General features: G+C 63.2%; 24 protein-coding genes and 3 pseudogenes. 10 read left to right on the top strand and 17 right to left on the bottom strand.

The genetic code is table 11. The features are described 5' to 3' along the window. Positions 1 to 299 precede the first annotated feature (299 nt). From K6K41_RS13375 to K6K41_RS13360, 3 genes are all read left to right on the top strand, one after another. Complete coding sequence (locus K6K41_RS13375; RefSeq protein ID WP_261405426.1) at positions 300 to 1,400, top strand: alpha/beta hydrolase; 1,101 nt, start codon at positions 300 to 302, stop codon at positions 1,398 to 1,400. Between the two features lie 193 nt (positions 1,401 to 1,593). Beyond that, positions 1,594 to 2,397, top strand: coding sequence for an ABC1 kinase family protein (locus K6K41_RS13370; protein ID WP_346433447.1), 804 nt, complete (start codon positions 1,594 to 1,596; stop codon positions 2,395 to 2,397). 14 nt (positions 2,398 to 2,411) lie between these two features. Further along, entirely contained in the window at positions 2,412 to 3,206 is a 795-nt protein-coding gene (locus tag K6K41_RS13360) for an AarF/UbiB family protein (RefSeq protein ID WP_261405425.1), read from the top strand. On the opposite strand, the gene K6K41_RS13355 is transcribed toward K6K41_RS13360, so the two are convergent. The 3 genes and pseudogenes from K6K41_RS13355 to K6K41_RS13345 form a co-directional block, all read right to left on the bottom strand. Beyond that, the gene (locus K6K41_RS13355; RefSeq protein ID WP_261405424.1) at positions 3,162 to 3,467 is read right to left on the bottom strand and encodes an Hsp20/alpha crystallin family protein; all 306 of its coding nucleotides are present in this window, start codon (positions 3,465 to 3,467) and stop codon (positions 3,162 to 3,164) included. The genes K6K41_RS13360 and K6K41_RS13355 overlap by 45 nt on opposite strands. Positions 3,468 to 4,001: 534 nt before the next feature. Continuing rightward, positions 4,002 to 4,304, bottom strand: a complete 303-nt coding sequence (locus K6K41_RS13350) for a PepSY domain-containing protein (protein WP_261405733.1) — start codon at positions 4,302 to 4,304, stop codon at positions 4,002 to 4,004. A 559-nt stretch (positions 4,305 to 4,863) separates the two neighbouring features. Next, positions 4,864 to 5,478 (bottom strand): annotated as a pseudogene (locus K6K41_RS13345) (DDE-type integrase/transposase/recombinase); the annotation flags it as partial. A 293-nt stretch (positions 5,479 to 5,771) separates the two neighbouring features. Here K6K41_RS13345 and K6K41_RS13340 point away from each other — a divergent pair. The 3 genes from K6K41_RS13340 (at position 5,772) to K6K41_RS30450 (ending at position 8,396) form a co-directional block, all read left to right on the top strand. Then, on the top strand, positions 5,772 to 6,701 hold the full coding sequence (locus K6K41_RS13340) for a helix-turn-helix transcriptional regulator (RefSeq protein WP_261405423.1): 930 nt from the start codon (positions 5,772 to 5,774) through the stop codon (positions 6,699 to 6,701). Between the two features lie 94 nt (positions 6,702 to 6,795). Beyond that, positions 6,796 to 7,887 carry a carboxylesterase/lipase family protein gene (locus K6K41_RS13335; RefSeq protein WP_261405422.1) on the top strand — a complete coding sequence of 364 codons (1,092 nt, stop codon included), beginning with the start codon at positions 6,796 to 6,798 and terminating at the stop codon, positions 7,885 to 7,887. Between the two features lie 269 nt (positions 7,888 to 8,156). Next, positions 8,157 to 8,396, top strand: a complete 240-nt coding sequence (locus K6K41_RS30450; RefSeq protein ID WP_428978602.1) for a carboxylesterase family protein — start codon at positions 8,157 to 8,159, stop codon at positions 8,394 to 8,396. A gap of 409 nt (positions 8,397 to 8,805) precedes the next feature. On the opposite strand, the gene K6K41_RS13330 is transcribed toward K6K41_RS30450, so the two are convergent. The 12 genes and pseudogenes from K6K41_RS13330 to K6K41_RS13290 all read right to left on the bottom strand — a co-directional run bounded on the left by K6K41_RS13330 (position 8,806) and on the right by K6K41_RS13290 (position 15,648). Next, on the bottom strand, positions 8,806 to 9,087 hold the full coding sequence (locus K6K41_RS13330) for a copper-binding protein (protein ID WP_261405421.1): 282 nt from the start codon (positions 9,085 to 9,087) through the stop codon (positions 8,806 to 8,808). A 21-nt stretch (positions 9,088 to 9,108) separates the two neighbouring features. Beyond that, positions 9,109 to 9,567, bottom strand: coding sequence for a cupredoxin domain-containing protein (locus K6K41_RS13325; protein ID WP_261405420.1), 459 nt, complete (start codon positions 9,565 to 9,567; stop codon positions 9,109 to 9,111). An 88-nt stretch (positions 9,568 to 9,655) separates the two neighbouring features. After that, positions 9,656 to 9,820, bottom strand: a complete 165-nt coding sequence (locus tag K6K41_RS30445) for a hypothetical protein (protein WP_428978586.1) — start codon at positions 9,818 to 9,820, stop codon at positions 9,656 to 9,658. Continuing rightward, positions 9,805 to 10,026, bottom strand: coding sequence for a hypothetical protein (locus K6K41_RS30440; RefSeq protein ID WP_428978622.1), 222 nt, complete (start codon positions 10,024 to 10,026; stop codon positions 9,805 to 9,807). The genes K6K41_RS30445 and K6K41_RS30440 overlap by 16 nt, the downstream gene beginning before the upstream one ends. A gap of 36 nt (positions 10,027 to 10,062) precedes the next feature. Then, positions 10,063 to 10,196: pseudogene (locus tag K6K41_RS30435) on the bottom strand (hypothetical protein); the annotation flags it as partial. Positions 10,197 to 10,442: 246 nt separating this feature from the next. Further along, positions 10,443 to 11,006, bottom strand: a complete 564-nt coding sequence (locus tag K6K41_RS30430; RefSeq protein WP_428978585.1) for a multicopper oxidase domain-containing protein — start codon at positions 11,004 to 11,006, stop codon at positions 10,443 to 10,445. Positions 11,007 to 11,020: 14 nt separating this feature from the next. Then, complete coding sequence (locus K6K41_RS13315) at positions 11,021 to 12,457, bottom strand: TolC family protein (RefSeq protein WP_261405419.1); 1,437 nt, start codon at positions 12,455 to 12,457, stop codon at positions 11,021 to 11,023. Further along, positions 12,457 to 12,684: a hypothetical protein gene (locus K6K41_RS13310; protein WP_081629289.1), complete on the bottom strand. Its 228-nt coding sequence runs from the start codon at positions 12,682 to 12,684 to the stop codon at positions 12,457 to 12,459. Before K6K41_RS13310 ends, K6K41_RS13315 begins: the two co-directional genes overlap by 1 nt. Before the next feature lie 553 nt (positions 12,685 to 13,237). Beyond that, a pseudogene (locus K6K41_RS13305) lies at positions 13,238 to 13,498 on the bottom strand (metal-sensitive transcriptional regulator); the annotation flags it as partial. Between the two features lie 94 nt (positions 13,499 to 13,592). Further along, on the bottom strand, positions 13,593 to 14,030 hold the full coding sequence (locus K6K41_RS13300; protein WP_261405418.1) for a YqaA family protein: 438 nt from the start codon (positions 14,028 to 14,030) through the stop codon (positions 13,593 to 13,595). A 3-nt stretch (positions 14,031 to 14,033) separates the two neighbouring features. After that, positions 14,034 to 15,362 carry an MFS transporter gene (locus K6K41_RS13295; protein WP_261405417.1) on the bottom strand — a complete coding sequence of 443 codons (1,329 nt, stop codon included), beginning with the start codon at positions 15,360 to 15,362 and terminating at the stop codon, positions 14,034 to 14,036. Between the two features lie 7 nt (positions 15,363 to 15,369). Next, entirely contained in the window at positions 15,370 to 15,648 is a 279-nt protein-coding gene (locus K6K41_RS13290; RefSeq protein WP_261405416.1) for a metal-sensing transcriptional repressor, read from the bottom strand. Between the two features lie 93 nt (positions 15,649 to 15,741). Between K6K41_RS13290 and K6K41_RS13285 the strand changes: the two genes are divergently transcribed. Genes K6K41_RS13285 through K6K41_RS29495 form a run of 4 tightly spaced genes read left to right on the top strand, consistent with a single transcriptional unit; the run spans position 15,742 to position 17,609 of the window. Next, complete coding sequence (locus K6K41_RS13285; protein WP_261405415.1) at positions 15,742 to 16,137, top strand: hypothetical protein; 396 nt, start codon at positions 15,742 to 15,744, stop codon at positions 16,135 to 16,137. A gap of 53 nt (positions 16,138 to 16,190) precedes the next feature. After that, the gene (locus tag K6K41_RS13280) at positions 16,191 to 16,922 is read left to right on the top strand and encodes a HupE/UreJ family protein (RefSeq protein WP_261405414.1); all 732 of its coding nucleotides are present in this window, start codon (positions 16,191 to 16,193) and stop codon (positions 16,920 to 16,922) included. Between the two features lie 31 nt (positions 16,923 to 16,953). After that, entirely contained in the window at positions 16,954 to 17,262 is a 309-nt protein-coding gene (locus K6K41_RS29500; protein ID WP_315855193.1) for a hypothetical protein, read from the top strand. Next, on the top strand, positions 17,256 to 17,609 hold the full coding sequence (locus K6K41_RS29495; RefSeq protein ID WP_315855192.1) for a hypothetical protein: 354 nt from the start codon (positions 17,256 to 17,258) through the stop codon (positions 17,607 to 17,609). Before K6K41_RS29500 ends, K6K41_RS29495 begins: the two co-directional genes overlap by 7 nt. Before the next feature lie 48 nt (positions 17,610 to 17,657). On the opposite strand, the gene K6K41_RS13270 is transcribed toward K6K41_RS29495, so the two are convergent. Both K6K41_RS13270 and dsbD read right to left on the bottom strand, forming a co-directional pair. Further along, on the bottom strand, positions 17,658 to 19,133 hold the full coding sequence (locus K6K41_RS13270; protein WP_261405413.1) for an ATP-binding protein: 1,476 nt from the start codon (positions 19,131 to 19,133) through the stop codon (positions 17,658 to 17,660). Positions 19,134 to 19,406: 273 nt separating this feature from the next. After that, a complete protein-coding gene (dsbD, locus tag K6K41_RS13265) occupies positions 19,407 to 21,257 on the bottom strand; it encodes a protein-disulfide reductase DsbD (protein ID WP_261405412.1) in 1,851 nt (616 codons plus the stop codon). Positions 21,258 to 21,275 lie beyond the last annotated feature (18 nt).

The following is a 21,275-nucleotide window of genomic DNA, read 5'->3' as shown; positions in this document are numbered from 1 at the left end:
CCGCCAGCCGCTCTGACGGACCGGGCGGCGAAGGTCGGATGTGCAGCGACCGGGGTGCGCAAGGCATCTACGCGCAGTTCCGCTCTCGTGACCATCCCCACCGGATCGACGGCGACAAATCCGACGGCGGAGGCTTGGCCTTTCGGCCGTTCAGATGCGGACGACGTTGGCTGAACCACCAACGGCGCCGGACCCGTGGTCATGGTGCAGGCGCGATGATATCGAACGGCGCGAATGACGCGTACGACGCAGACGGCAGATATGCGTGGGCTGGTCGATGGTGAAGGATGCCGGGGAATATGCTCGTTGTGGTTCGCGCCTGGATCGCCTGTGGCGCGATCATCCTCAGCGGCTGCGCAGCGCGCGTCGAGCCGACCCTGACGGTCGTCGCTGCGGCGCCGGACGCACGGCTCATCCCAGTTTTCGTCGCCACGACCCGCGTTCCCGATGCGCGCTCTCCCGCGACGTTCACCACTGGACGGGCGCGCGAGGTGAGCTACGCGCGCTACGTCGTGTCCGTGCCGCCGGGGCATAAAGCGGGAGAAATCGAGGCGTCCCAGACGGCTCGCCCGGATCCCGCGAAGTCGTTTGCGATCGTCGACGCCACACGTCTCGACGAGACTTCATTCTACCGGCAGGTGCTGAAAGCGAAGGAAGCCGGCAAGCCGATCAGCAGGTTGGGCGTCTTCGTTCACGGCTACAACTACACGTTCGAGGAGTCGCTCTTCCGCCGGGCGCAGCTTGCGGTCGATTCGCATTTCGGCGGGCCCGCCTTTGTGTTCGCCTGGCCGTCGGCCGCGTCTCCGACCGCCTATGCCGCCGATCGCGACGCCTCGACGTTATCGCGCGACGGTCTAGCAAAAACCTTGGAACGGCTGACCGATGACCCGGCCCTCCGCGTCAGCGTGTTCAGCCACAGCCTTGGTTCGGGGCTTACGATGGAGGCGTTGCGGGATCTTCGGCTAACAGGACGCGGGCGCACCGTCGACAGGCTCGAACAGGTGGTTTTTGCGGCTCCCGACATCGACGTCGACCTGTTCGTCGAGCAGCTCGAAACCGTCGGCCAGCTGAAATCGCCCCTCGTCGTCCTGACGTCGAAGGACGACGGCGCACTGTCATTTTCAAGCGCGCTTGCAGGCGGGAGATTGCGCGTTGGCAACACGGACGTCGAAGATCCGAAGGTCCAGAGCGGAGCGCGCCGTTTCAACGTGAGCGTGATCGATATATCGCAGCTCAATAAAGCCGACGGAGTCGGGCATGGCCGATACGCCGCCATGGCGGCGCTCTATCCGAAACTACGCAGCCAGCTCAACGCGAGGTCCAGCATCGCGTCAAAGGCCGGGGCGTTCGTCTTTAATCTGGCGCGAGACGAAATCCGTCCGATCGCTTCGGCCCGTTAGCATCGGCGGCGGCTGGAACGACGTCGTTTGCAGGTCGGTCAACATGAGATCGCCATCCGAGTTTAAGCCGGCACAGTGGTATGCCTGGCAGGGGTTCTCGGACGATGACGCGCCATTAGGATATTGACCACCCGGGCCAGCTGAGCAGGCCCCAATTTACGGTTCCAGTGCGTCCACGGAGGTCAAACTCTCAATGATCGCTTCCAAACTCTCGGCGCGCGATTACCGACGGCTTGTGACCATATTGCGGGTTCTCGGCGAGGCTGGGCTTAAGCCCGCCTTGGCGCGCTTCGGGTTGGTCCGGACCCGAAACGCGCTGCCATACAACGCTGAGGCCGACGCGGAGGCTCTCGTCCGGGCTCTCGAGTGGCTCGGGCCCACCTTCGTCAAACTCGGACAGCTCATGGCGACGCGCGAGGATTTGCTTCCACCCGAGCTGACGCAGCGCCTGAGCCGGTTGCACGACAATGTCACGCCCGTATCATTCGAGGAGGTGCGATCCCAGCTGACGGATGACCTGGGCGCAGACCCGATCGAGGTGTTCGCCGAATTTTCGCGAACGCCCATCGCCGCCGCGTCCATTGCTCAGGTCTATGAAGCCCGTCTGAAGACCGGGGAGCTGGTCGTCGTGAAAGTGCGGCGGCCAAACATAGAGGAAGTTATCCGCGCCGACCTCCGGCTGCTCGCGGGAGCTGCGCGGTTGGTTGAGCGACGTGCGCCCTCGCTCAGGCGACATCAACCCACCCTCGTGGTCGAACAGCTGGCGCAGGCGCTTCTCGAGGAGATCGATTTCAGGATCGAGGCGCGCAACCAGGAAGACATTCGCCGGCGAACCACCGTCTTTGTCGTCCCAAGGGTCTATCAACACTTCAGCACGATGAGGACGTTGGTCAGCGATCGCATCGTGGGCATGAGCCCCAACCGGGAATTCAGGCTTTCAGCGCCGGCGCTGGCCCGAACGCTCGCCCGGACGCGGCCCAAGGTTTGCTCGCCTTAATGCTCCGAGAAGGCGTGTTCCACGCTGATCCTCATCCAGGAAACATCCTGGTCACGCCCGAGGGTCGGCTCGCTTTGCTCGACTTCGGCTCGGTCGGCCGCCTTTCGGCAAAGCGTCGTGAACAGGTGCTCGTCGTCCTCGGGTCCTTTATCGACGCCGACGTCGGAGCTGTGTCCGATATCCTGATGGACTGGGCTGGACGAGCTGGACCGCCTCCGCCAGGGCTCGAACCAGCTGTCGATCGGTTTTTCGCTCGCTACAGCACTCAGTCCGGCCGCAGCATCCGTCTGACAGAGGCAGTCACGCAATTCATCTCGATCGCCCGAGAACACGAACTTGCGCTCCCGCCTGATCTTATACTCTTGCTGCGAGCTTTCGGTATCTCAGAGGGCTTGGCCCGAACGCTGGATCCCGATCTGGACGTGATCGACGCCATGACGCCCGTCTTGCTGCAAGCGTTCGCTGAGCGCTTCAGCTTCAAGGGTCTGTCGGCGCGAGCTTTTCGGACACTCAAGGAAATTGATCAGCTCGTCGCCATTGCGCCCGAGGCCCTTCGTCGGGGCATGGACAGGCTAAGACGTGAGGGATTGGTGGTCCAGGTTTCGAGCGCAAACCTTGACGTTCTAAGCGACGCGGTCCGACGCGCCGGCGCCGGCATGGCGAACGCCGTGGTCGCGGCTGGGCTTATTCTAGCGGGCGCTGTCTTCTCGTTGTCGTCGGGTGGAGACCCGACGCGATCTGTGTTTTCGATGGTTGCGCTCGGCCTAGGCGTGCTGATCTGGCTGTTCTTCGTTCGCCGACGAGACTGACGGACCTGCCTCGATGGTAACGCGGCGAGCTTTTCCCCGAACCCACGCCGATTTCGGCAAGTCCACAGTCAAAAGGCCATCTTGAAGAGTTGCTGCGACGCGCTCGGTCTCGACCGCTTCGGACATTTGCACGAAACGTTCGAGAGCGACCCGCCGACGGCCGGCCAGAGTTTCGAGGCTTTTCACCCGAACGAATTGCGAGGTGGCCTCCAGCAATAGCTCGTCCCGGGCGTAGCCGGGCACTTCAAACACGACGGTCACTTTCTCCAATGTTTCCGACACGGAAAAACCAGTTTCTGAAATGTGACTGTTATTGACCCTCCGGACTGGACGACCCCAAAGTCTACCAAGGGCGCGTCCTAAAACGGAATCGTACTCAAGACGAGCTGATACAGCTATGCTACCCAAGTTCATCTGACGTCACCCTTCGTTCTCATTCATTGAGCATGTTAGAGGAACGCCGCTACGTGGCGAAATCAAGGCAATAAAGAGTATACGCCCGCCGGAGCGCTTCAAAACAAACACTAGCCTAGAGCCTCTCTTCCGCAGCAGCGCGGAGCGCAAGACATCCCCAAAAGGGACGGCGAGGTCCAAGCGAAGTGCGGTCGGGTGAACCGCCTGACACGCTCGATCCGGCGACCGCAGGTGGCAAAGCGCCCACCCGAGCCGCGAGGCTGCACTTTGATGCTAAGGCTCGCCAAGTGACACCGGTCACTGTCCGAGGAGTCGGCGAGACAAGGGTGTCCGTGATCACGGCCATAAGAGCCATGGCCCCGCGCTGCTGAAGCCGCACACTCAGTTTCCGAACAGACCACCCGTTTTCGGCGGCCGCGCCTCGCCCGTTTTCGCGTCGAAGTTTATTCTGACCTCCGCACCGTCATCCATAAAATAGACGACCTCGTACTGCCCCGCCGAGAACGAGACCGTTTTGATTGCAAAGAACCCCGGCCGGACTTCAGCCTTCGCGATTACTTGAGAAAGCTTAACGCTGTCTCGAGGCGGAAGGCTTGATAGTGGGTCGGATTTGTTACTCGACTGCGCGAATGCGCCTGTTGACGCAAATAGACAGAGACCGACCAAAACCGTAGCTGTTCTCATGCGAAAGATATCCTGACTGAATGTGAGTACCGTTTTTTTCGTATGGGTGAGATAGCGCGTGAGCTCCTTTGGACCAGTTGCCCGCCCATTCTGGCCCAATTCAGACCGGATACGGGTGAGGCATACTAGCCACGCAGCCTGGTAGCCGGACCAGCGCTGATCTGCGCAAAATGCCCTGAAAAGCCGACCACAGGTTGTCTCGGATTGCTCGGAAGGCTAGATGCAATTTCAATTCATTTGGCCTGCCCGTCGGCTAATAGCGAGCAACCTCAACCGCTCAAATGTCGAGTATCGGGATCCTACTGACATGACCCCCCGTATCTCATCAAGGAAGAATGCCATTTTGATCTGAGCCATCGTCGATGGGGGTGCAAGAAGCCGAAGCGCGGAGCTGTCAAGTTGCGCAGCGCTTCGGCCGGCGGTCTCGATGATGGCGCGGGCGTAATCCCCCCGGCGTCGTCCCGCCGACTTCGAGCGCGGTCGCTCCTCGTTGTAGTCGCGCCGCCCAGCTTAGAGCACGGTGCGGGCGTTAGGGAGTGACCGGAACACGCCCGTCGCTCAGGCGGAGGTTGAAGCTGTCGATGAAGTCGTTCTGCCGCGGCTTGCCCGACGCGATATAGCTAGCCGACGCCGGTCTTGTCCGCCCAGCGGAGGGTCGCGTTCGAGGTGAACTCCGTTCCGTTGTCGCTGACGATCGTCGTCGGCCGGCCGCGCCGGCGCACGATGTCGTCGAGCTCGCGGGCGACACGCTGACCGGCCAGCGAGGTGTCGGCAGAGAGCGCCAGGCATTCCACGCGTGCAGTCATCGACCACAGCGAAGGTCCAGACGCGACGTCCGTCCGTCAGTTGGTCCGACAGGCAGTCCAAACTCCACCTTGGGTTCGCTGCGACAGCCGTCTCGATCGGAAGCTGGGTTTCGATCGCCCACTTGCGGCCGCCGCGACGGCGGACCGTCAGTTTCTCCTCGCGATAGAGCCGCTGCGCGCGTTTGCGGTTGACGGCATGGCCCTCTCGCTTTAGCAGCACAAGGAGCCGCCTATAGCCGAAGAGCCGGCGCTCTGCCGGCAGGCTTCCCTTGACGACCGCGCAGAAACGCATCATCGCGTCGCGAGCCCTGATAACGCACGCTCGACGCCGTGCTTCCGGCATAGCTCCGCGATCGCCACGCCCGCCTCCTGCCCTCGCAGGATCGGAAATGATCTGCTCGTCCTTGAACCGTAACCTCGTCATCCGTCCGTCCCTCGTTCTGAGGCGGACTCTAGCTATCCTAGGAGGGTTTCAGGAGGGTCACGTCATTGCGCTAGGACATTAAAACGTTAAAATCGCAGCTAAGAAGTCGCAGTCTACAACACGATAAGGAGCACATTAAGCCTATAATTGGAGCGGCACAGGACCATAAATTCGGGCGAAAATATGCGGCCTAGTTGCGGCGCGCCACCTACTCCCATGTTCCCCGGAGGTTTGGCAATGACATTCAACCGAATCCTAAGGCTTTCAGAAAGAGGGAGAACACCTCTTACTTCGAATGCCCACTTTACGACCGCCGCGTTGCCGTGGGCAGGGTTTGATATGGAAGTTGCGGTCACTGATCCGGGAACAGTCAGAAATTTTACCATAGAAAAACCAGCGGTCTTCGTCTGCACCGCCGGTGAGGGCGACAATGAATGGCTCCACGACGGAGTGGTCGAAAGGCGTCATATAACACCAGGGACGGTCTGCCTATCTTCCCCGCACTATAAAATACAGCAATCAATTATTTCTGATGAATGGGAATATTGCGGTGTGCAATTCGATGCCGGCCTCTTTCAACACACGGCGCCTGAACAATCCGAGGCTATTCAAAACATGGACCTTAATCAACGTTATAATAACGATTATAATTTGGCAACGATAATTTTGCAAATGCGTAACGAGGCAAGATCTGGTTGTCGATCAGGCAGACTTTACGCTGAGTCTTTGTCGCTCGCGCTTCTATCTTATATCTGCGCGGCATACGTTCGACAAGTATCCAAACCGGGGCGTGTTTGCTTGCGGCCGAACCAGGCGCGTCTTATCAAAGACTTTATTGAAGAACATCTTGATGCTCATATCTCTCTCCACAGTATGGCGCGTTTGGTCGGGTTGAGCGCTTCCCATTTCAGTCGCGCATTCCGCGCCTCGTTTGGAGTGTCGCCCTACCGATACGTTCTCGATACGAGACTTCGGCGCGCTAAGGAGGTGTTGTCGCTCACGGACACCCCTATAGCATCGATCGCGATTGATCTCGGATTCTACAGCCACAGTCATTTTTCCGAACGTTTCCGTGCACAAACGGGTCAGACTCCCGCGGAGTTTAGAAGACTACGACAAACTCGCGGTTCTTTGGTCCCGGCGCTCGTGCAGGAGATAATAAAATAGCAGGATTGTGACAGCTCTTCCAAACCGTGGCAGCGGGTGCTGAGATAGCGGATTAAAATCGTCTGGCGCGCAAATAAAAACGGGAGGAGACCCAATGAAAGCGCTTACCAGATGCAGGACGCTGCACAGCCTCGCTGTCGGAGCAACTCTAGCCGCTCTTGCCGTCACAGCCGGGGCGAAGAGCAGCGAGGCGGAGAGCGTCGACGCGAAAGCGCCGTTGGTAGAGACGTCGGATGGTCCTGTTCAGGGCATTCGAAGGCACGGGGTCTATCAATATCTAGGGATCCCCTATGCCGCTCCTCCCGTGGGAGACTTGCGTTGGCGGCCTCCGCAGCCTCCAAAAAAGTGGGCGAAGCCGCTTAACGTCGGGCGGCCAGGGAAAAGTTGTGTGCAGTCCAACACGCTCGGCGTGTTCGCGGAACCGAGTCTAGAGGAAGACTGCCTCTATCTGAACGTCGTCACCGACGATAACCGAAATAGCAATGGAAAGAAAAACAAGCCCGTAATGGTCTGGATCCACGGCGGCGGCTGGTTTGATGGTTCGGCAAACGAGTACAATTCAGAGTGGCTTGTAAAGCGAGGAGACGTTGTATTCGTTTCAATGAATTACAGACTCAACATTTTTGGATTCTTCGATCATCCGGCGTTGGGGGGAAAAAATGCGCCGTCAGGAAACTACGGTTTCATGGATCAACAGTTGGCGCTGCGATGGATCAAGGAAAATATCGTCAACTTCGGCGGCGACCCACACAATGTAACAATATTCGGTGAGTCGGCGGGGGGTGGCAGCGTCATGGCGCAGATCGTGTCCCCGGCAGCTAAAGGATTGTTTCACCGGGCGATCGTAGAAAGCGGCTCGTACGTGATGGTCTCACCGATGCAAACGGTAGATCAAGCGCACGCTTACGCAGAACAGTTTTCTGAGACCGTCGGATGCGGGGGTAAGTCAGCGGAAGAAACGGCGGCCTGTCTGAAAGGCCTTACGCCCAAACAGATCGTAAAGCGCGGCAAGGCTTTCACTGACACGGCGCAGGCGATAATCGACGGAACTACCATTCCAGCATCGATCCCGGAAGTCCTCGGCTCCGGAAAGTTCAACAAGGTGCCTGTGATGAACGGTGCGAACCGCGACGAGTTAAGGTGGGTTTGTCTCATTGGAGGAGGCCGCAAACGGGTCATGTCCTAACGAAGAAGGAGTACCCGGAGCGGGTCTCAGCGCTATTCGGAAAACCGGGACAGGCGAATCCTGTCGCGATACGACGTCGACGATTTTGATTCGCCTAGCGAAGCGTTCGGGGCTGTTCAGGGCGATCAACTGATGCTTTGCCCATTACGAACGTTGAATACTGCTCTGGCGGAACACGTCCCTGTCTACAGCTTCGAATTTGCGGATCGCACTGCGCCTGATTCTGGACCCGAGGTGTCCTTTCCACTGGAGCGGCGCATACGTTCGAGATTCAATACCTTTTTAAGAATTATAATGGAGCGACAGGTCAAGTCACTCCTTTGAACAAGCAACAGTCGCGCCTTTCAGATGCAATGGTCAGTTACTGGACACGCTTCGCCGCCAATGGCGACCCGAACGGACCAGACACCCCGGAATGGGATCGTTACGACAGCAAGGAAGACAATCATCTATCTCTGAATTTACCAATGCCGACAGTGACGAAGACATTTTCGTCAAGGCATCGTTGAAACTCTGGGATAACCTTTCGGCCGGGCAGATTGCGGGAACGCGTTGACGTTGGGTAAGCCGAATCCGGAGAACGCGCTGCTTTAACAAGCAGTTGTTTTCTCAGACTCGAAGAATTTCCCCGCCCGGCAAAGACCGGGCGGGCCCTATGTTAATATATAGATGCCTTCTCAGTGGTTATAAGATGGAATAGAAAGGTAATTAACTGAAATACGTATAGCCAAAAGGTATGCTTCTGAAGGTTATATAGGTTCGCTTACTCGGATCGGCGCATAGCTTTACAATGGAATTGAGTTCTCCAAGCGCGATCGATGTCCATCTTTTTGGCCGCCTATCGGCGTCACCGCCGCAGGTCAGCTACTTGTCAATGGCACGCGAGCCGGCCACGCCCCGCGGCCACCTCGCTGATCGTCACTTCTTCCGGATCTTGGTCACGGTGATCTGGCCGTTCACGCGTTCGGCCTCGAACGTCACCTTATCGCCGGGCTTGACGCCCTTCAGCATGGCGGGGTCGGCGGCCTTGAAGACCATGGACATCGGCTCGTCCATGTCGAGGCTCTTGATCGGGCCGTGGTCAAGCGTGATCTTGTTCGCGCTTTCGTCGATCTTCTTGACCGTGCCGTCGGCGGCGGAGGCCGATGCGGCGAGGTGGGCGGCGACGAGGGCGCCGAGGACTGATGCTGACTTCTTCATGCGGGTCTCCTGCTTTGGGGGTCACTTGACGGCGACCGTGCCGTCCATGCCGGCCTCGCGATGGCCAGGGATCAGGCAGGCGAAGTTGAACTCGCCCGATTTCGAGAACTTCCAGGTGATCTCGTCGGACTGGCCCGGCGCCACGCGGCGGCCGTTCGGCTCGTCGTGCTCCATGTCCGGGTTTTTCCGCATCGCGACCGCGTGCCTGTCGTTGTCGGCGCGGGTTGCGAGCATGAATTCGTGGTCGAGCTGGCCCTCGTTTCTGAGCACGAAATGGACCTGCTCGCCCTTCTTCGCCGAGACCGAGATCGGATCGAAGAGCATCTCGCCGTCATCGGTCTCCTTCATGACCACCTCCACCGTCCGGGACGGCTTCTTGGGGTCGCCGGGCTCGCCGAAGGCCTTGGCTTCGCCATGGGAATGGCCGGCGTCGGCCCATGCGGCGGAGGACGCGAGCGCCGCGGCGAGGACGGCAAGCATCAGGGACGTCCTTCATTGGTTCTTCCTGGTTGAGTTTTGAGGTCAGTGGTTCGCGTGCCCGCTGGAGCCGCCTTGGGCTTCACGACGTTCATCTCGACGTCTCCGGCTTGGGGTTGGCGGGAGGGGCGGCGGCCGCGTCGCGCTCCGGCCCCTTCCACTCGAAAGCGACCTGGCCTTCGGGGTGCTTGAACCAGCCAGGGTCCTTGTAGTCGCCTGGGCTGAGGCCCTCGCGGACCTTCACGACCGAGAACATTCCCCCCATCTCGATCGGCCGAACTGGCCGAAGCCCGTCATCATCGGCAGCGTGTTGTCGGGGAGCGGCATCTCCATCTCGCCCATGTCGGCCATGCCCGCCTGTCCCATCGGCATGTAGCCGGGGACCACCGCCTTGATCTTCTTGGCGACGTCCTTCTTGTTCACGCCGATGAAGTTCGAGACCTCGTGGCCCATGGCGTTCATGGTGTGGTGCGACTTGTGGCAGTGGATCGCCCAGTCGCCGGGGCGTCGGCGACGAAGTCGAAGGCGCGCATCTGCCCAACCGCGCAGTCGATCGTGACCTCGGGCCAGGCCGCGGCCTCCGGCACCCAGCCACCGTCGGTGCACGAGACCTTGAAGTCGTAGCCGTGCATGTGGATCGGGTGGTTGTCATGGTGAGGTTGCCGAACCGCACCCGCACCTTGTCGCCCTTGGCCGCGACCAGATGGTTGATCCCGGGGAACACCCGCGTGTTCCAGGTCCAGAGATTGAAGTCGGTCATCTCGGCGACGCGGGGGACGTAGGTTCCCGGATCGATATCGTAGGCCGACATCAGGAAGACGAAGTCGCGGTCGACGCGCCGGAACGCCGGATCCTTCGGGTGCACCACGAAGAACCCATCATGCCCATGGCCATCTGGACCATCTCGTCGGCGTGCGGTGATACATGAAGGTCCCGCTCTTCCTTAAGATGAACTCGTAGACGAACGTCTTCCCCGGCTTGATGTGCGGCTGCGTGAGGCCCCCGACGCCGTCCATGCCGCTTGGGAGCAACTGTCCGTGCCAGTGCACCGTGGTGTGCTCGGGAAGGCGGTTGGTGACGAAGATGCGGACCTTGTCGCCCTCGAACCGCCTCGATGGTCGGGCCGGGCGACTGGCCGTTGTAGCCCCAGAGAGCGCGACCATGCCCGGCGCGAGCTCGCGGATCACCGGCTCGGCGACGAGATGGAACTCCTTCCAGTCGCCGTTCATGCGCCAGGGCGCGGTCCAGCCGTTGAGCGTGACAACAGGGTTGTAGTCGGGCCCCGTGGTCGGAACGAACGGCGGCTGCATGGTCGCGTCCTTCGTTGTCGCGGCCTCAGGAATCGCCGCGGCCTGGACGCGGCCCGACACCGCGGTCGCGGCGACGAGCGACGTCGCTCCGGCGGCGGAAGCCGACAGGAAGGATCTGCGCGAGACGGTCATGGGTGCCTCCGGTTTCATTGGGGGGATGCCGCCGACGCTGACGTCGCGGAAGCGAGCTTCGGCTCGGGCGCGGGTTCGGACGCCGTGCCGCCGCCGATCAGGGCGGCCTGGAAGTCGACGTCGGCGAGGAAGAAGTCGCGCTTGGCCCGGATCGCCGCGACGTTCGAGGCAACGTTCTCACGGGCGTTGGTGAGCAGCTCGAAGGCGTCGACCAACATGCCGTTGTACTGGAGCTGCGCTTCTTCGGTGATGACCTTGCGGAGCGGCAGCACGCGGCTCTGGTAGGAACGCGCAATGTCGTGGCGGCCGCGGTAGGTGGCGTAGGCCTCGCGCGCCTCGGAGCGGGCGTTGACGGCCTTCTCGAGCAGGCGGTTGACCGCGCCCATGTAGGTCTCGCGCGCCTTCGCGGAGCGCGCCTTGCCGAAGTCGAAGATCGGGATCTGGACCGCGACCTCGAAACCCTTGGGGTTGGCCTTGTCGCCCTCCGCCGACTTCGCGTGGTTGGCGAGGCCGGTGAGCTCGAGCATCGAGATCGCGCGGGTCTGTTCCGTCAGTCCATAGGACTGAGCGAGCGCGTCGAGCTCGAGCCGGTCGCCGATGATGTCCACCCGGCGCCGGATGGCGGTCGCCTCGACGTCGCCCTGGGTCTTGAGCCGCGGGAACGACGGCAGCCGCGCGGGCAGCCTGTAGTCGAGGTCGCGTCCCCAGAGACCGAGCTGGCGGGTGAGCGCCTCGCGCTCCTTGGCGGCCTCGAGGCGCGCCTCCGCGAGCTCGGTCGCGACCTCGGCGTAGAGCGCGCCGGATCGGGCCTGGTTGAGCTTGGTGGCCGCCCCCGTCTCACCGAGTTTTTTGGTGAGCTCGGCCGCGGCGCCCGCCGAACCCCGCGCCGCCTCGAGGAAGGCGGTGGTCTCTCGCGCCGCGACCGCCTTGTAGAACGCACGGCGCGCCTCGGCTGCGGTCCGGAAGGTCGCAGCGATCGCCTTGTACTGGGCGGCGCGGAACTCGGTCTCCGCAATCTTCGCGCGCCGTGGCAGCGTCAGGAGCTGGAACAGGTCCGCGATCAGGCGGCGCTCGATGTCGAGGTCGCCGGAGCCGGCCACGCGTTCGATCGAGACCGTGGGCGACGGCGGCAGGCTGGCTTCGACGAACTCCGCCTCGGACACGCCGAGCGCATTGTACTCGGCCTGGAGACCGAGGTTGTTGAGCAGCGCGATCTGGACCGCGGCGTCCGCCGTCAGAGGCCTCGCCAGCAGGCGGTCGACGCGCCCCTTCACCGCTCCGGCGTCCGACGCCGTTACGATCTTCGCCGTATCCTTGCCGAGGTCGAGCGATACCCGCGACACGACCGGGGTCATGCCGCCGTCCGCCGAGACCGACGCGCATGCGCCGAGCGAGGCCGACAGCGCGCCGACCGCAACCGCCCTCAGGAGGCGTGAATGGCGCGCCGCCATCACATGCCCTCCGCAGGTTTCGGCGCGACGCCCTTGTTCTGTTCAAGCCAAGGCTTCGGCTGGACCGGGCGGTAGTCCGCCGTGCCCGCCGTGACAGAGCTGTATCGGAGGGTCGGAACCGACGCGGACGGATTGCTTGGGTCGTCGCGCCCCGCGATGGGCGATGGCAATTGCGTTGAGCAACCGCCCAGGAATAGAGCGGCGGCAGCCGAGACGAGCGGCTTCATGGAAAACCCCGGAATCTGAACGAGCAAGCGCGAGGGCGCCGTGGCGCCGGCGAGGCGCGTGGTCGGTCAGATGTCTCGGAGTGCGGCGACGGAGCCCCAGAACTAGGGCGTGCGTCAGGCTCGCGAGGACGTCAGCCGACCAGCGTGGCGGACGGTCTCGGGGGGCGCTTGATGTGGGCGGTCGGCCCGGACAGGGCGGCCTTCGCCGGAACCACGGGCAGGACAGTCACCTTGATTGTCACGGCCTGGAGCGGGCTCCATTTCGGTCGAGATGACGGCATGGCAGGTGTTGCTGCAGCAGGTGGACTTGCCCGTGCCGGACTGGCCCATGTGGCCAGTGCAGTCGGCGGAGACGGCTTCCATGCCCTGCTGAGGCGTCGAGGCGACGAAGTCCGGAGACGCGGCGGGAGCGTTCGCCTGCTCTATGGCAGCGGCTGGCGCGCCATGACCTGCGTGGGCCTCGCTCGGCGTGGCCCAGCTTGCGGCCACGAACAGTGCCAGAGCTAGACCCACCACCAACCGAAGCAGCGAAAGGTTGGTCATCCGCGCACCCCCCTAGGACGTCGACGAGCTCGGCGACCTTCTGGCGCTGCTCGTCCTTGTCGCCTGACTGGATAGCGTTCTCGACGCAGTGGCCGACATGGTCCTTCAGAATCTCCTCCTCGACCCGCTTCAGGGCGGCACGGACGGCGGAAATCTGGGTGACCACGTCAATGCAGTAGCGGTCCTCCTCGAGCATGCGAGCAATTCCGCGAACCTGTCCCTCGATCCGGTTCAGGCGTTTGCCGCAGGAAGTCTTGGTGCAGCACTGCATGCCAAACTTTGTACCCCAAGGGGTATGCGGCGCAAGATAGCTTCATTCAGGCGGCGGTTCGATTGCGCCGAGAATGACGCGACCGGACCTGGGGTCACGCGACGCCAGAGGTGATCGCTGCTAACGCTACGTATCGGCCGACCTTGGCGATGGTAACGAGAGCAAGGAATGACCAGAACGGCTCGCGGAGCACGCCCGCCACCAGTGTCAGCGGATCGCCGACGATCGGCGTCCAGCTAAAAAGCAGCGACCAGCGGCCCCATCGGCCATACCAACCCTTGGCCCGCTCGAGCGCCGGGTCTGAGACCGGGAACCAGCGCCGCCCCCGGAAGCGCTCCACTTGGCCGCCGAGGATCCAGTTCACGACCGAACCGAGGACATTGCCGACGCTCGCGACGGCGACCAGTGCCCAGACGGGCTGCGCCTCGGCGAGCACGAGACCGACCAGCAGCGCCTCCGACTGCGCGGGTAAGATGGTGGCCGCGGCGAACGCCGAGGCGAACAGCCCGAGATAGGCGACGAGGTCGGCCACGGCTCAGGAGCGCCCCGCGTCGGGCCACTGCGGATGCAGGCGGTCGATGACGATCGGGTGCGCGTGGACGTGGGCCTGCCCGGCGGCGGGAGCTTCGCGGAGATGCGGATGGTCCGGGTCGAGGCCGGGATGGGCGTGCTCGAGCGCGTCGTCCTCGGCTTGGGGCCAGAGAATGAGCGCCGCAACGACGGCGGCCGCAGCGACGCCTGCGAGCGCGAGGTACGCGACGGGCATTCCCGCCCTCGCGCCGACCCAACCCGCGACCGGATAGGTTAGCAGCCAGCAGGCGTGCGAGAGTGCGAACTGCGCGGCGAACACCGCAGGGCGATCTTCGGCATGGGCGGAACGGCGAAGAAGCCGACCGCCCGGCGTCTGCGTCACCGAAGTCCCGACGCCGAGGACGAACCAGAGCGCGAGCAACGCCTCGAAGGATCCGACGACGGGACCAAGTCCGAGGGCGAGCGCAAGGAGCGCCGCGCCGAGCAGCATCACAGGACGGTCGGGCATGCGGTCGAGCAGCCGGGGCAGCGCGAAGGCCGCGGCCATCGAGCCGGCGCCGTAAGCCCCAAGCGCGAGCGCGGTCTGCGGCTGGCCAAGACCTAGCCCCGCCTGGACGATGACGACGGTGTTCACGATGACCATCGCGCTCGCCGCGGCCACCGCGAGCGTGAGCGCCAGAAGTCCGCGGAGCCGAGGCGTCGCGAGATAGATCCGCACGCCGCGCGTCGTCCGGTCGTAGATCCCCCGCCGCTCGGTGGGCTTGGGCGTCAGCAGCGCGACCGAGACCACCAGCGCGGCCGAGGCGAGGAAGCCAACCACGGTGCCCGCGAACAGCGCGTGGAAGCTGATGACGGTCAGCAGCGCCGCCGCCAGCATCGGGCTGACGATGCTCTCCAAGTCGTAGGCGAGCCGCGAGAGCGAAAGCGCGCGGGTGTAGTCGCGCTCCTCCGGCAGCACGTCCGGGATCGTCGCCTGGAAGGTCGGGGTGAAGGCGGCCGACGCCGACTGGAGGACGAAGATCAGGACGTAGACCTCCCAGATCTCCGTCACGAAGGGGAGCGACACCGCGACCGCGGCCCGCACGAGGTCGAGCGCGACCAGCATGGTCCAGCGCGGCAGGCGGTCGGCGAAGGCGGCTGCGATCGGCGCGACCCCGACATAGGCCACCATCTTGATCGCGAGCGCGGTCCCGAGCACCGCGCCCGCTTGCTTGCCCGCCAGCTCGTAGGCGAGCAGCCCGAGCGCGACCGTGGCGAGCCCTGTGCCGATCAGCGCGATCACCTGCGCGAGGAACAGGTGTCGGTAGGTTCGGTTAGACAGGACGCTCAGCACGGCGCGCTCACAGGTATTTGGTGATCGCCCTGAACTCGTCGAGCGAGCGGCGCTGATCGCGTCCCCCGGCGACGACCGCATCCTCGAGGCAGTGGTCGACGTGGTCCTGGATCAGCGTGCGCTTGGCCTGCCCCACGGCCTTCTCGACCGCGTGGAGCTGCTGGGCGACGTCGACGCAGGGCTTCCCCGCCTCGATCATCTCGATGACGCTGCGCAGGTGCCCCTGCGCCCGCTTCAGGCGCGCGACGACTTGCGGGTGGCTCTCGTGAAGGTGGGGTTCGGACATGAGCTACGTCCTATCCCCCTGGAGGGGATATGGCAACGCGTCGCGGGGCGCGGCCTCGACGGGCGGACGGCGACGCAGCTATGGTCCGGCCCGATGACGATCAAGCGCCTCCTCGACCGGACGCTGCGCATCGCGGGCATGCTCGCGATCGCGCTGGCCGTCCTGTCGGCGCCGACCGGGCATTCCGCCTCGCACGACCCGCTGGCGCTCGCCGCCGCCGAGGCCGAGCGGCACGCGGCGCTCGCCGCCGAGATCGCCGAGCATGGCCATGCCCACGACGAGGGCGACGCCGACGAGCGCAGCCCGGGACACACCCACGGACATGACTCCGCCGACCATCTCCACGACAAGGCGGGAACGCCCCCATCCTTCCTCGCGCAGGCTTCGCCCGCGACGCGCTCGGTGACGCTGACTGGCGCCGCCCAGATTGCGCGCGACGCGCACCCGTCCGGCCTGAAGCGTCCACCGAGACCGTCCTTCGCCGCTTGAGCCCCGGCTGCCTCAGCGCAGCCGGCCCCATCGACGAACCACGGATCCTTCACATGCACCGACCTCCAAGCGGGGGGAGGCCCGACGCGCACGCGCCGCGCCGCCTCGCCTTCGCGCGCCTGCTCGCGGTCTCCGCCATCCTGATCGTCCCTGCCTCCGCGCTCGCCCATGCGGTCGCGGAGGGCGACAAGGGTTATATCCAGGAGATCTCCGGCGTGAACCTGATCTCCTTCGCCTATCTCGGCGCCAAGCACATGGTGACGGGCTACGACCACCTGCTGTTCCTGGCCGGGGTGATCTTCTTCCTCTACCGGATGAAGGACATCGGCCTCTACGTCAGCCTGTTCGCGCTCGGCCACTCCACGACGATGCTGCTCGGCGTCTATTTCAACGTCGGGATCAACAGCTATGTGATCGACGCGATCATCGGCCTGTCGGTCGTCTACAAGGCGCTCGACAACATGGGCGCGTTCCAGCGCTGGTTTGGGTTCCAGCCGAACACCAAGGCCGCCACGCTGATCTTCGGGCTGTTCCACGGCTTCGGGCTGTCGACCAAGATCATCGAATACAACATCTCGCCCGACGGCCTCGTGCCGAACCTCCTCGCCTTCAACGTGGGCGTCGAGATCGGCCAACTGCTGGCGCTCGCTGCCATCCTGATCGCCATGGGCTTCTGGCGCCGGACCGACGGCTTCTGGCGACACGCCTACACGGCCAACGTCGTGATGATGACCGCGGGCTTCGTGCTGGTCGGCTACCAGCTCACCGGCCTCGCGGTCTCCTGACCCCAATCCCCAGATCGAAGAGACAGAACCGATGTATAACACCGACATTCCGACCCGCGCCGAACTGCCGACGACCAGGCAGCTCCTGCGCTCCACCGCGATCGCCATCGTCTCGGCGGGCGTGATCCTGACCACCATCGTGCTTCCCGCCGAATACGCGATCGACCCGACCGGGATCGGCAAGGCGATCGGCCTCGCCGAGATGGGTGAGATCAAGACCCAGCTCGCGGCCGAGGCGGAGTCCGACCGGATCAAGGACGAGGCGCGGCCGCCCCGGCCACGCCCGCGGCTCCGGACCAGCGGTCCAGCCTGCTCGGCTCGATCTTCGCTGAATTGGTGATCGGCACGGCCTCGGCGCAGAAGGCCGCCATGAAGACCGAGGAGACGAAGGTCACGCTCAAGCCCGGCGAGGGCGCCGAGGTGAAGCTCGACATGAAGAAGGGCGCGAAGGCGAACTTCACCTGGACGGTCGAGGGCGGCGTCGTGAACTTCGACATGCACGCCGACGGCGCGGGCCAGCAGTCCACGAGCTACGAGAAGGGCCGCGCCGCACCGAGCCAGGAAGGCGTGCTCGAGGCCGCGTTCGACGGCAAGCACGGCTGGTTCTGGCGCAACCGCGGCAAGGCCGACGTGATCGTGACGCTCAAGGTCAACGGCGACTTCGCCGCGATGAAGCGCGTGATGTGAGCGACGAGGCTGGGCGGACTGAGTTCGCGGCCTTACAGCAGGCGCGTGTTAAGGTCCATTCTTGGACGCTGGCCTTTCGTCCCGTGATAAGCGATCGTCGTGCGTGAGTTCTTTCGCGTCGACCAGTTCTTCGATCGACACCAAGTTAAGCGAACCATCCAACGACGCCTTGCTTTTCAGGCCGTCGCTGAATCCCTTGCGCGAGAACAACAGATAGTGTCGGGCCGCATCCGGCATGTATCCGCACCTGTCGGCCCGCTCAATGAGACGAGCGAGTATGGCGTCGTCGACCTTAGCCGTGGTCCATTTGCATTCGCCGAACATCGAGGCGCCGTCGATCAGCGACCCTGCGACATCGATATCATAGTCGCCGCTCCAGATGCTGCCGACCTCGCGTGCTGGCGCGCCCAATCGATCCTGAGCGTGAAGCAGCATGTGATCACGGCAGATCCGCTCAAAGGCGAGACCCATATATTCGGACAGATGAGGCATGACCGAGCTTGCCATGACCTGGTCGCCGAAACCCCGGTTGACGAGCGACAGGTCAGGCAAAACGAACCGATGCCAGAACCGGAAGAGCGGATCGACAACAGCGTAGCGCCGATTGCGGCTCGCCTCAGCCGAGCCGATTGGCCGGGTGGCGGCGATGATGCCCATTCGAGTGAGCTTCTCGATATAGGGCCCCAGAGCATCTCCATTCTTGATTTCGGTCGACTGGATCCGCCCAACGATCTCGCTCGGCTTCGTTGCCCCGTTCGCTACTGCCCAGATGATGCTGGAATAGCGTTGGGTGTCTTTGAGTTCGGTTTGCAGGAGCAGTTCGGGTTCATCGTGGAGTAGACCTGTCGGGCTAAGCAGCAGATTTTTCATGTTTTCTTGGATCGAAAGATCCGGTCGACATGCTTCCAGATAGTAGGGAACGCCCCCGAATACCGAATGGGCGACGATCTGATCCGCCGGTTTATAGTTGGGGAGGAACTTGGCGGTGTCGCGGAGTGGCATGGGCGGCAGCTCGAACGACAGGGTCTTCCGGCCGTAGAGTGGATTTTTCTCGGCGAGCAGGCTCTGCATCTGGGAAATGAGCGAACCGCACAGCACAAGCTTCAAGCTGCTTCCCTTAGCGGCGCGTGAGTCCCAAAATTTCTGGAAGATGGAGGGAACAGCGGATGCGCTCGAAGTGAGCAGGTAGGGAAACTCATCGATGATGACGACGAGCTTCGGGTGCTCTCGAGCCTTGTTTGCAAGGTAATGCAGCGCACCGAGCCAATCGGAAATCGAACCAAGAATGGGATCGTCTCCGCGGAGCGTTCGAGAAATCTCTTGCTTGAATTCTCGGAGATTTAGAGCTTCGTCGACCTGCGTAGCCTGGAAGTAAATGTAGGGGCCGGTCTTTTCGGAAGCCTGCTGGAGCAGCGTCGATTTCCCGACCCGGCGACGACCATAGACGATGACCAGGCTGGGTCGCTCAGCCTGAAACTCATTGCGAAGGTATTCGAGCTCCAGATCTCGTCCTATGAATCCCACGAACGCCCCTTATCACCGTAATAAGGATTACCGTAATAAGGATTACGCTCGATTGCAACTCGATAATTTGAGCAAGGATCAACGCGCTCCGAGGCGGACGTTGAGCTTGCCGGAATGCACGATAGGGTTGCTGGTGGCGCCGAACTGAGCCGCGCAGCCCCGGCAGGAGAGGATCCTGCGCTTGCCCTTGTGTCGATAGACGGCCAGGCAGCCGCACTTCGGGCAGGCCGGGTCGCTTTACCGTGGTTCGCGTGACCCGCGCGCTCAAGCCGTTCAAGTGTCCGCCGTGCGGGCTATCGCGGTCTTGAACGACCCCAAGTCGATGGCGCCGACCGTGCGCGATCCAGGTTTCTCGTCGCCGTTTCTGTCGAACATCAGCATCGTCGGCGGACCCGCGACATGGTGCCTGCTCATAAGCTTTTGGGACTCGCTCGACATCGCGGTGACGTCTACCTTCACGACTTCGATCCGGGCAAGCTCCGCCTGAAGCTGCGTGTCCCCGGCGATGGCCCGATCGTTGTCCTTGCAGATCACGCACCAGTCCGCGCTGAACGCCACTAGGATTGGCCGTCGCGCGCGACGCGCTTCGTCCAGGACCGTCTCAAGTTCATTCGCGGTGGTCACCACCCTGTGCGTCGAGACAGCCTGCATCGTAACCGGCTGGCCTGTTGCAAAACGCTCGAGGGGCCGCAGCGGATCGGTCGCTCCCGAAGCCGCTCCGGCGATCAGCGCAACGCCATAGACCGACAGAGCGACGCCTGCGGTTTTCGCGATCCGATCCCTCACTGAGTTTTCTCGGTTCAACCGGTCCCATCCGCCGACGAAGACGCCAAGGCCGATGAGGAAGAGCGCCCACAATGCGAGCGCCGCCGTTGGGGGAATGACGCGGGCCACGAGCGAAACGGCGACCCCGAGGAAGACCACGCCGAAGGCGTGCTGGACGGTCGCGAGCCAAGGGCCAGATCGCGGCAGAATCCGCGTGCCGAAAACGCCGACGGCGAGCAGCGGGACGCCCATGCCGAGACCGAGCGCGAATAGTGCCGCGGACCCCCGCGCCGCATCTCCGGTCTGGGCGATATACAGCAGCGCCGCGGCCAGGGGTGGCGTGACGCAAGGGCCGACGACAAGCGCTGAGACGAAACCGAGCGCGGCTGCCCCACCGACGCGTCCGACCCAGGTCGTCGCTGAGCCGCCGGACATTTGTGGACCGAAACGGGCGGGAATGCGGAGTTGGAGCACGCCGAACATCGAAAGGGCCAAGACGACGAACACGAGGCTCATCGCGCCGAGCGCAAGCGGGGTCTGGAGAGCGGCCTGAAGGTTCCGACCAGACCAGGCGGCCGCAACTCCAAGAGCCGCATAAGCGCTCGCCATGGCGAGGACATAAGCGATCGCGCTCGCGAGCCCTGCCGATCGCGAGGACGTTCCGGAATTGCGGGCGAGGATTCCCGCCAGGATCGGAAACATCGGATAGACGCAAGGGGTTAGCGACAACAGCAGCCCCAGCCCGAAGAACGCGGCGAGGACTGCGAACAGGCCGCCATCGAGCGACGGACCGGCGGCCGAAGCCGATGGGATTTCGGGCAGGCTCGCGGCCGCCTCGGATCCGCGATCGGTCAGCTCGGACCAGGATGGCGTCGACGTCAGGGCTTCGGCGCCAGCGTCGGCCTCCGTCACCGGCGCCAGCGTCGCAAGATCGAGGCGCGTCGTCGTCGGCGGATAGCAGACGCCCTTCTCCGCGCAGCCCTGGTGGCCGATCTCGATCACACCCGTGCGGGGAGCGCTGCTTTCGGCCACCCGACCGGAGGCTCGGTCGTGGTATATCTCCGTTTGACCAAAGGTGGGATCGTCCTTGATTTCACCCGGCTTCGTCGCGATTGCGACCGGCGCTCCGCCAACCTTCGCCGTAAGCTTGTCTCGATAGAGATAGACGCCTGGAGCCATTCGCCAGTCGATGCGCACCGCTCCATCCGCATCCCGAACCGCCGACATCGCAATCGGCTTCTCTGCGGCCGAGGCCCCCGTAGCGAAGGCACCGGTCGTCAAGAGCGCCATGGCGACGGCGAGGAGGAGCGTGGCGAAAGCGGGTCTCAGGGAGCGGATGCGGCGGATGGCGGCGGTCACGGGAGCTCCTGGGGAACA

The sequence above is a fragment of the Chenggangzhangella methanolivorans genome, from assembly GCF_019797865.1.
GTDB lineage: Bacteria > Pseudomonadota > Alphaproteobacteria > Rhizobiales > Methylopilaceae > Methylopila > Methylopila methanolivorans.
The sequence above is the reverse complement of the archived record's forward strand: the minus strand, read 5'-3'. Positions and strand labels throughout refer to the sequence as shown.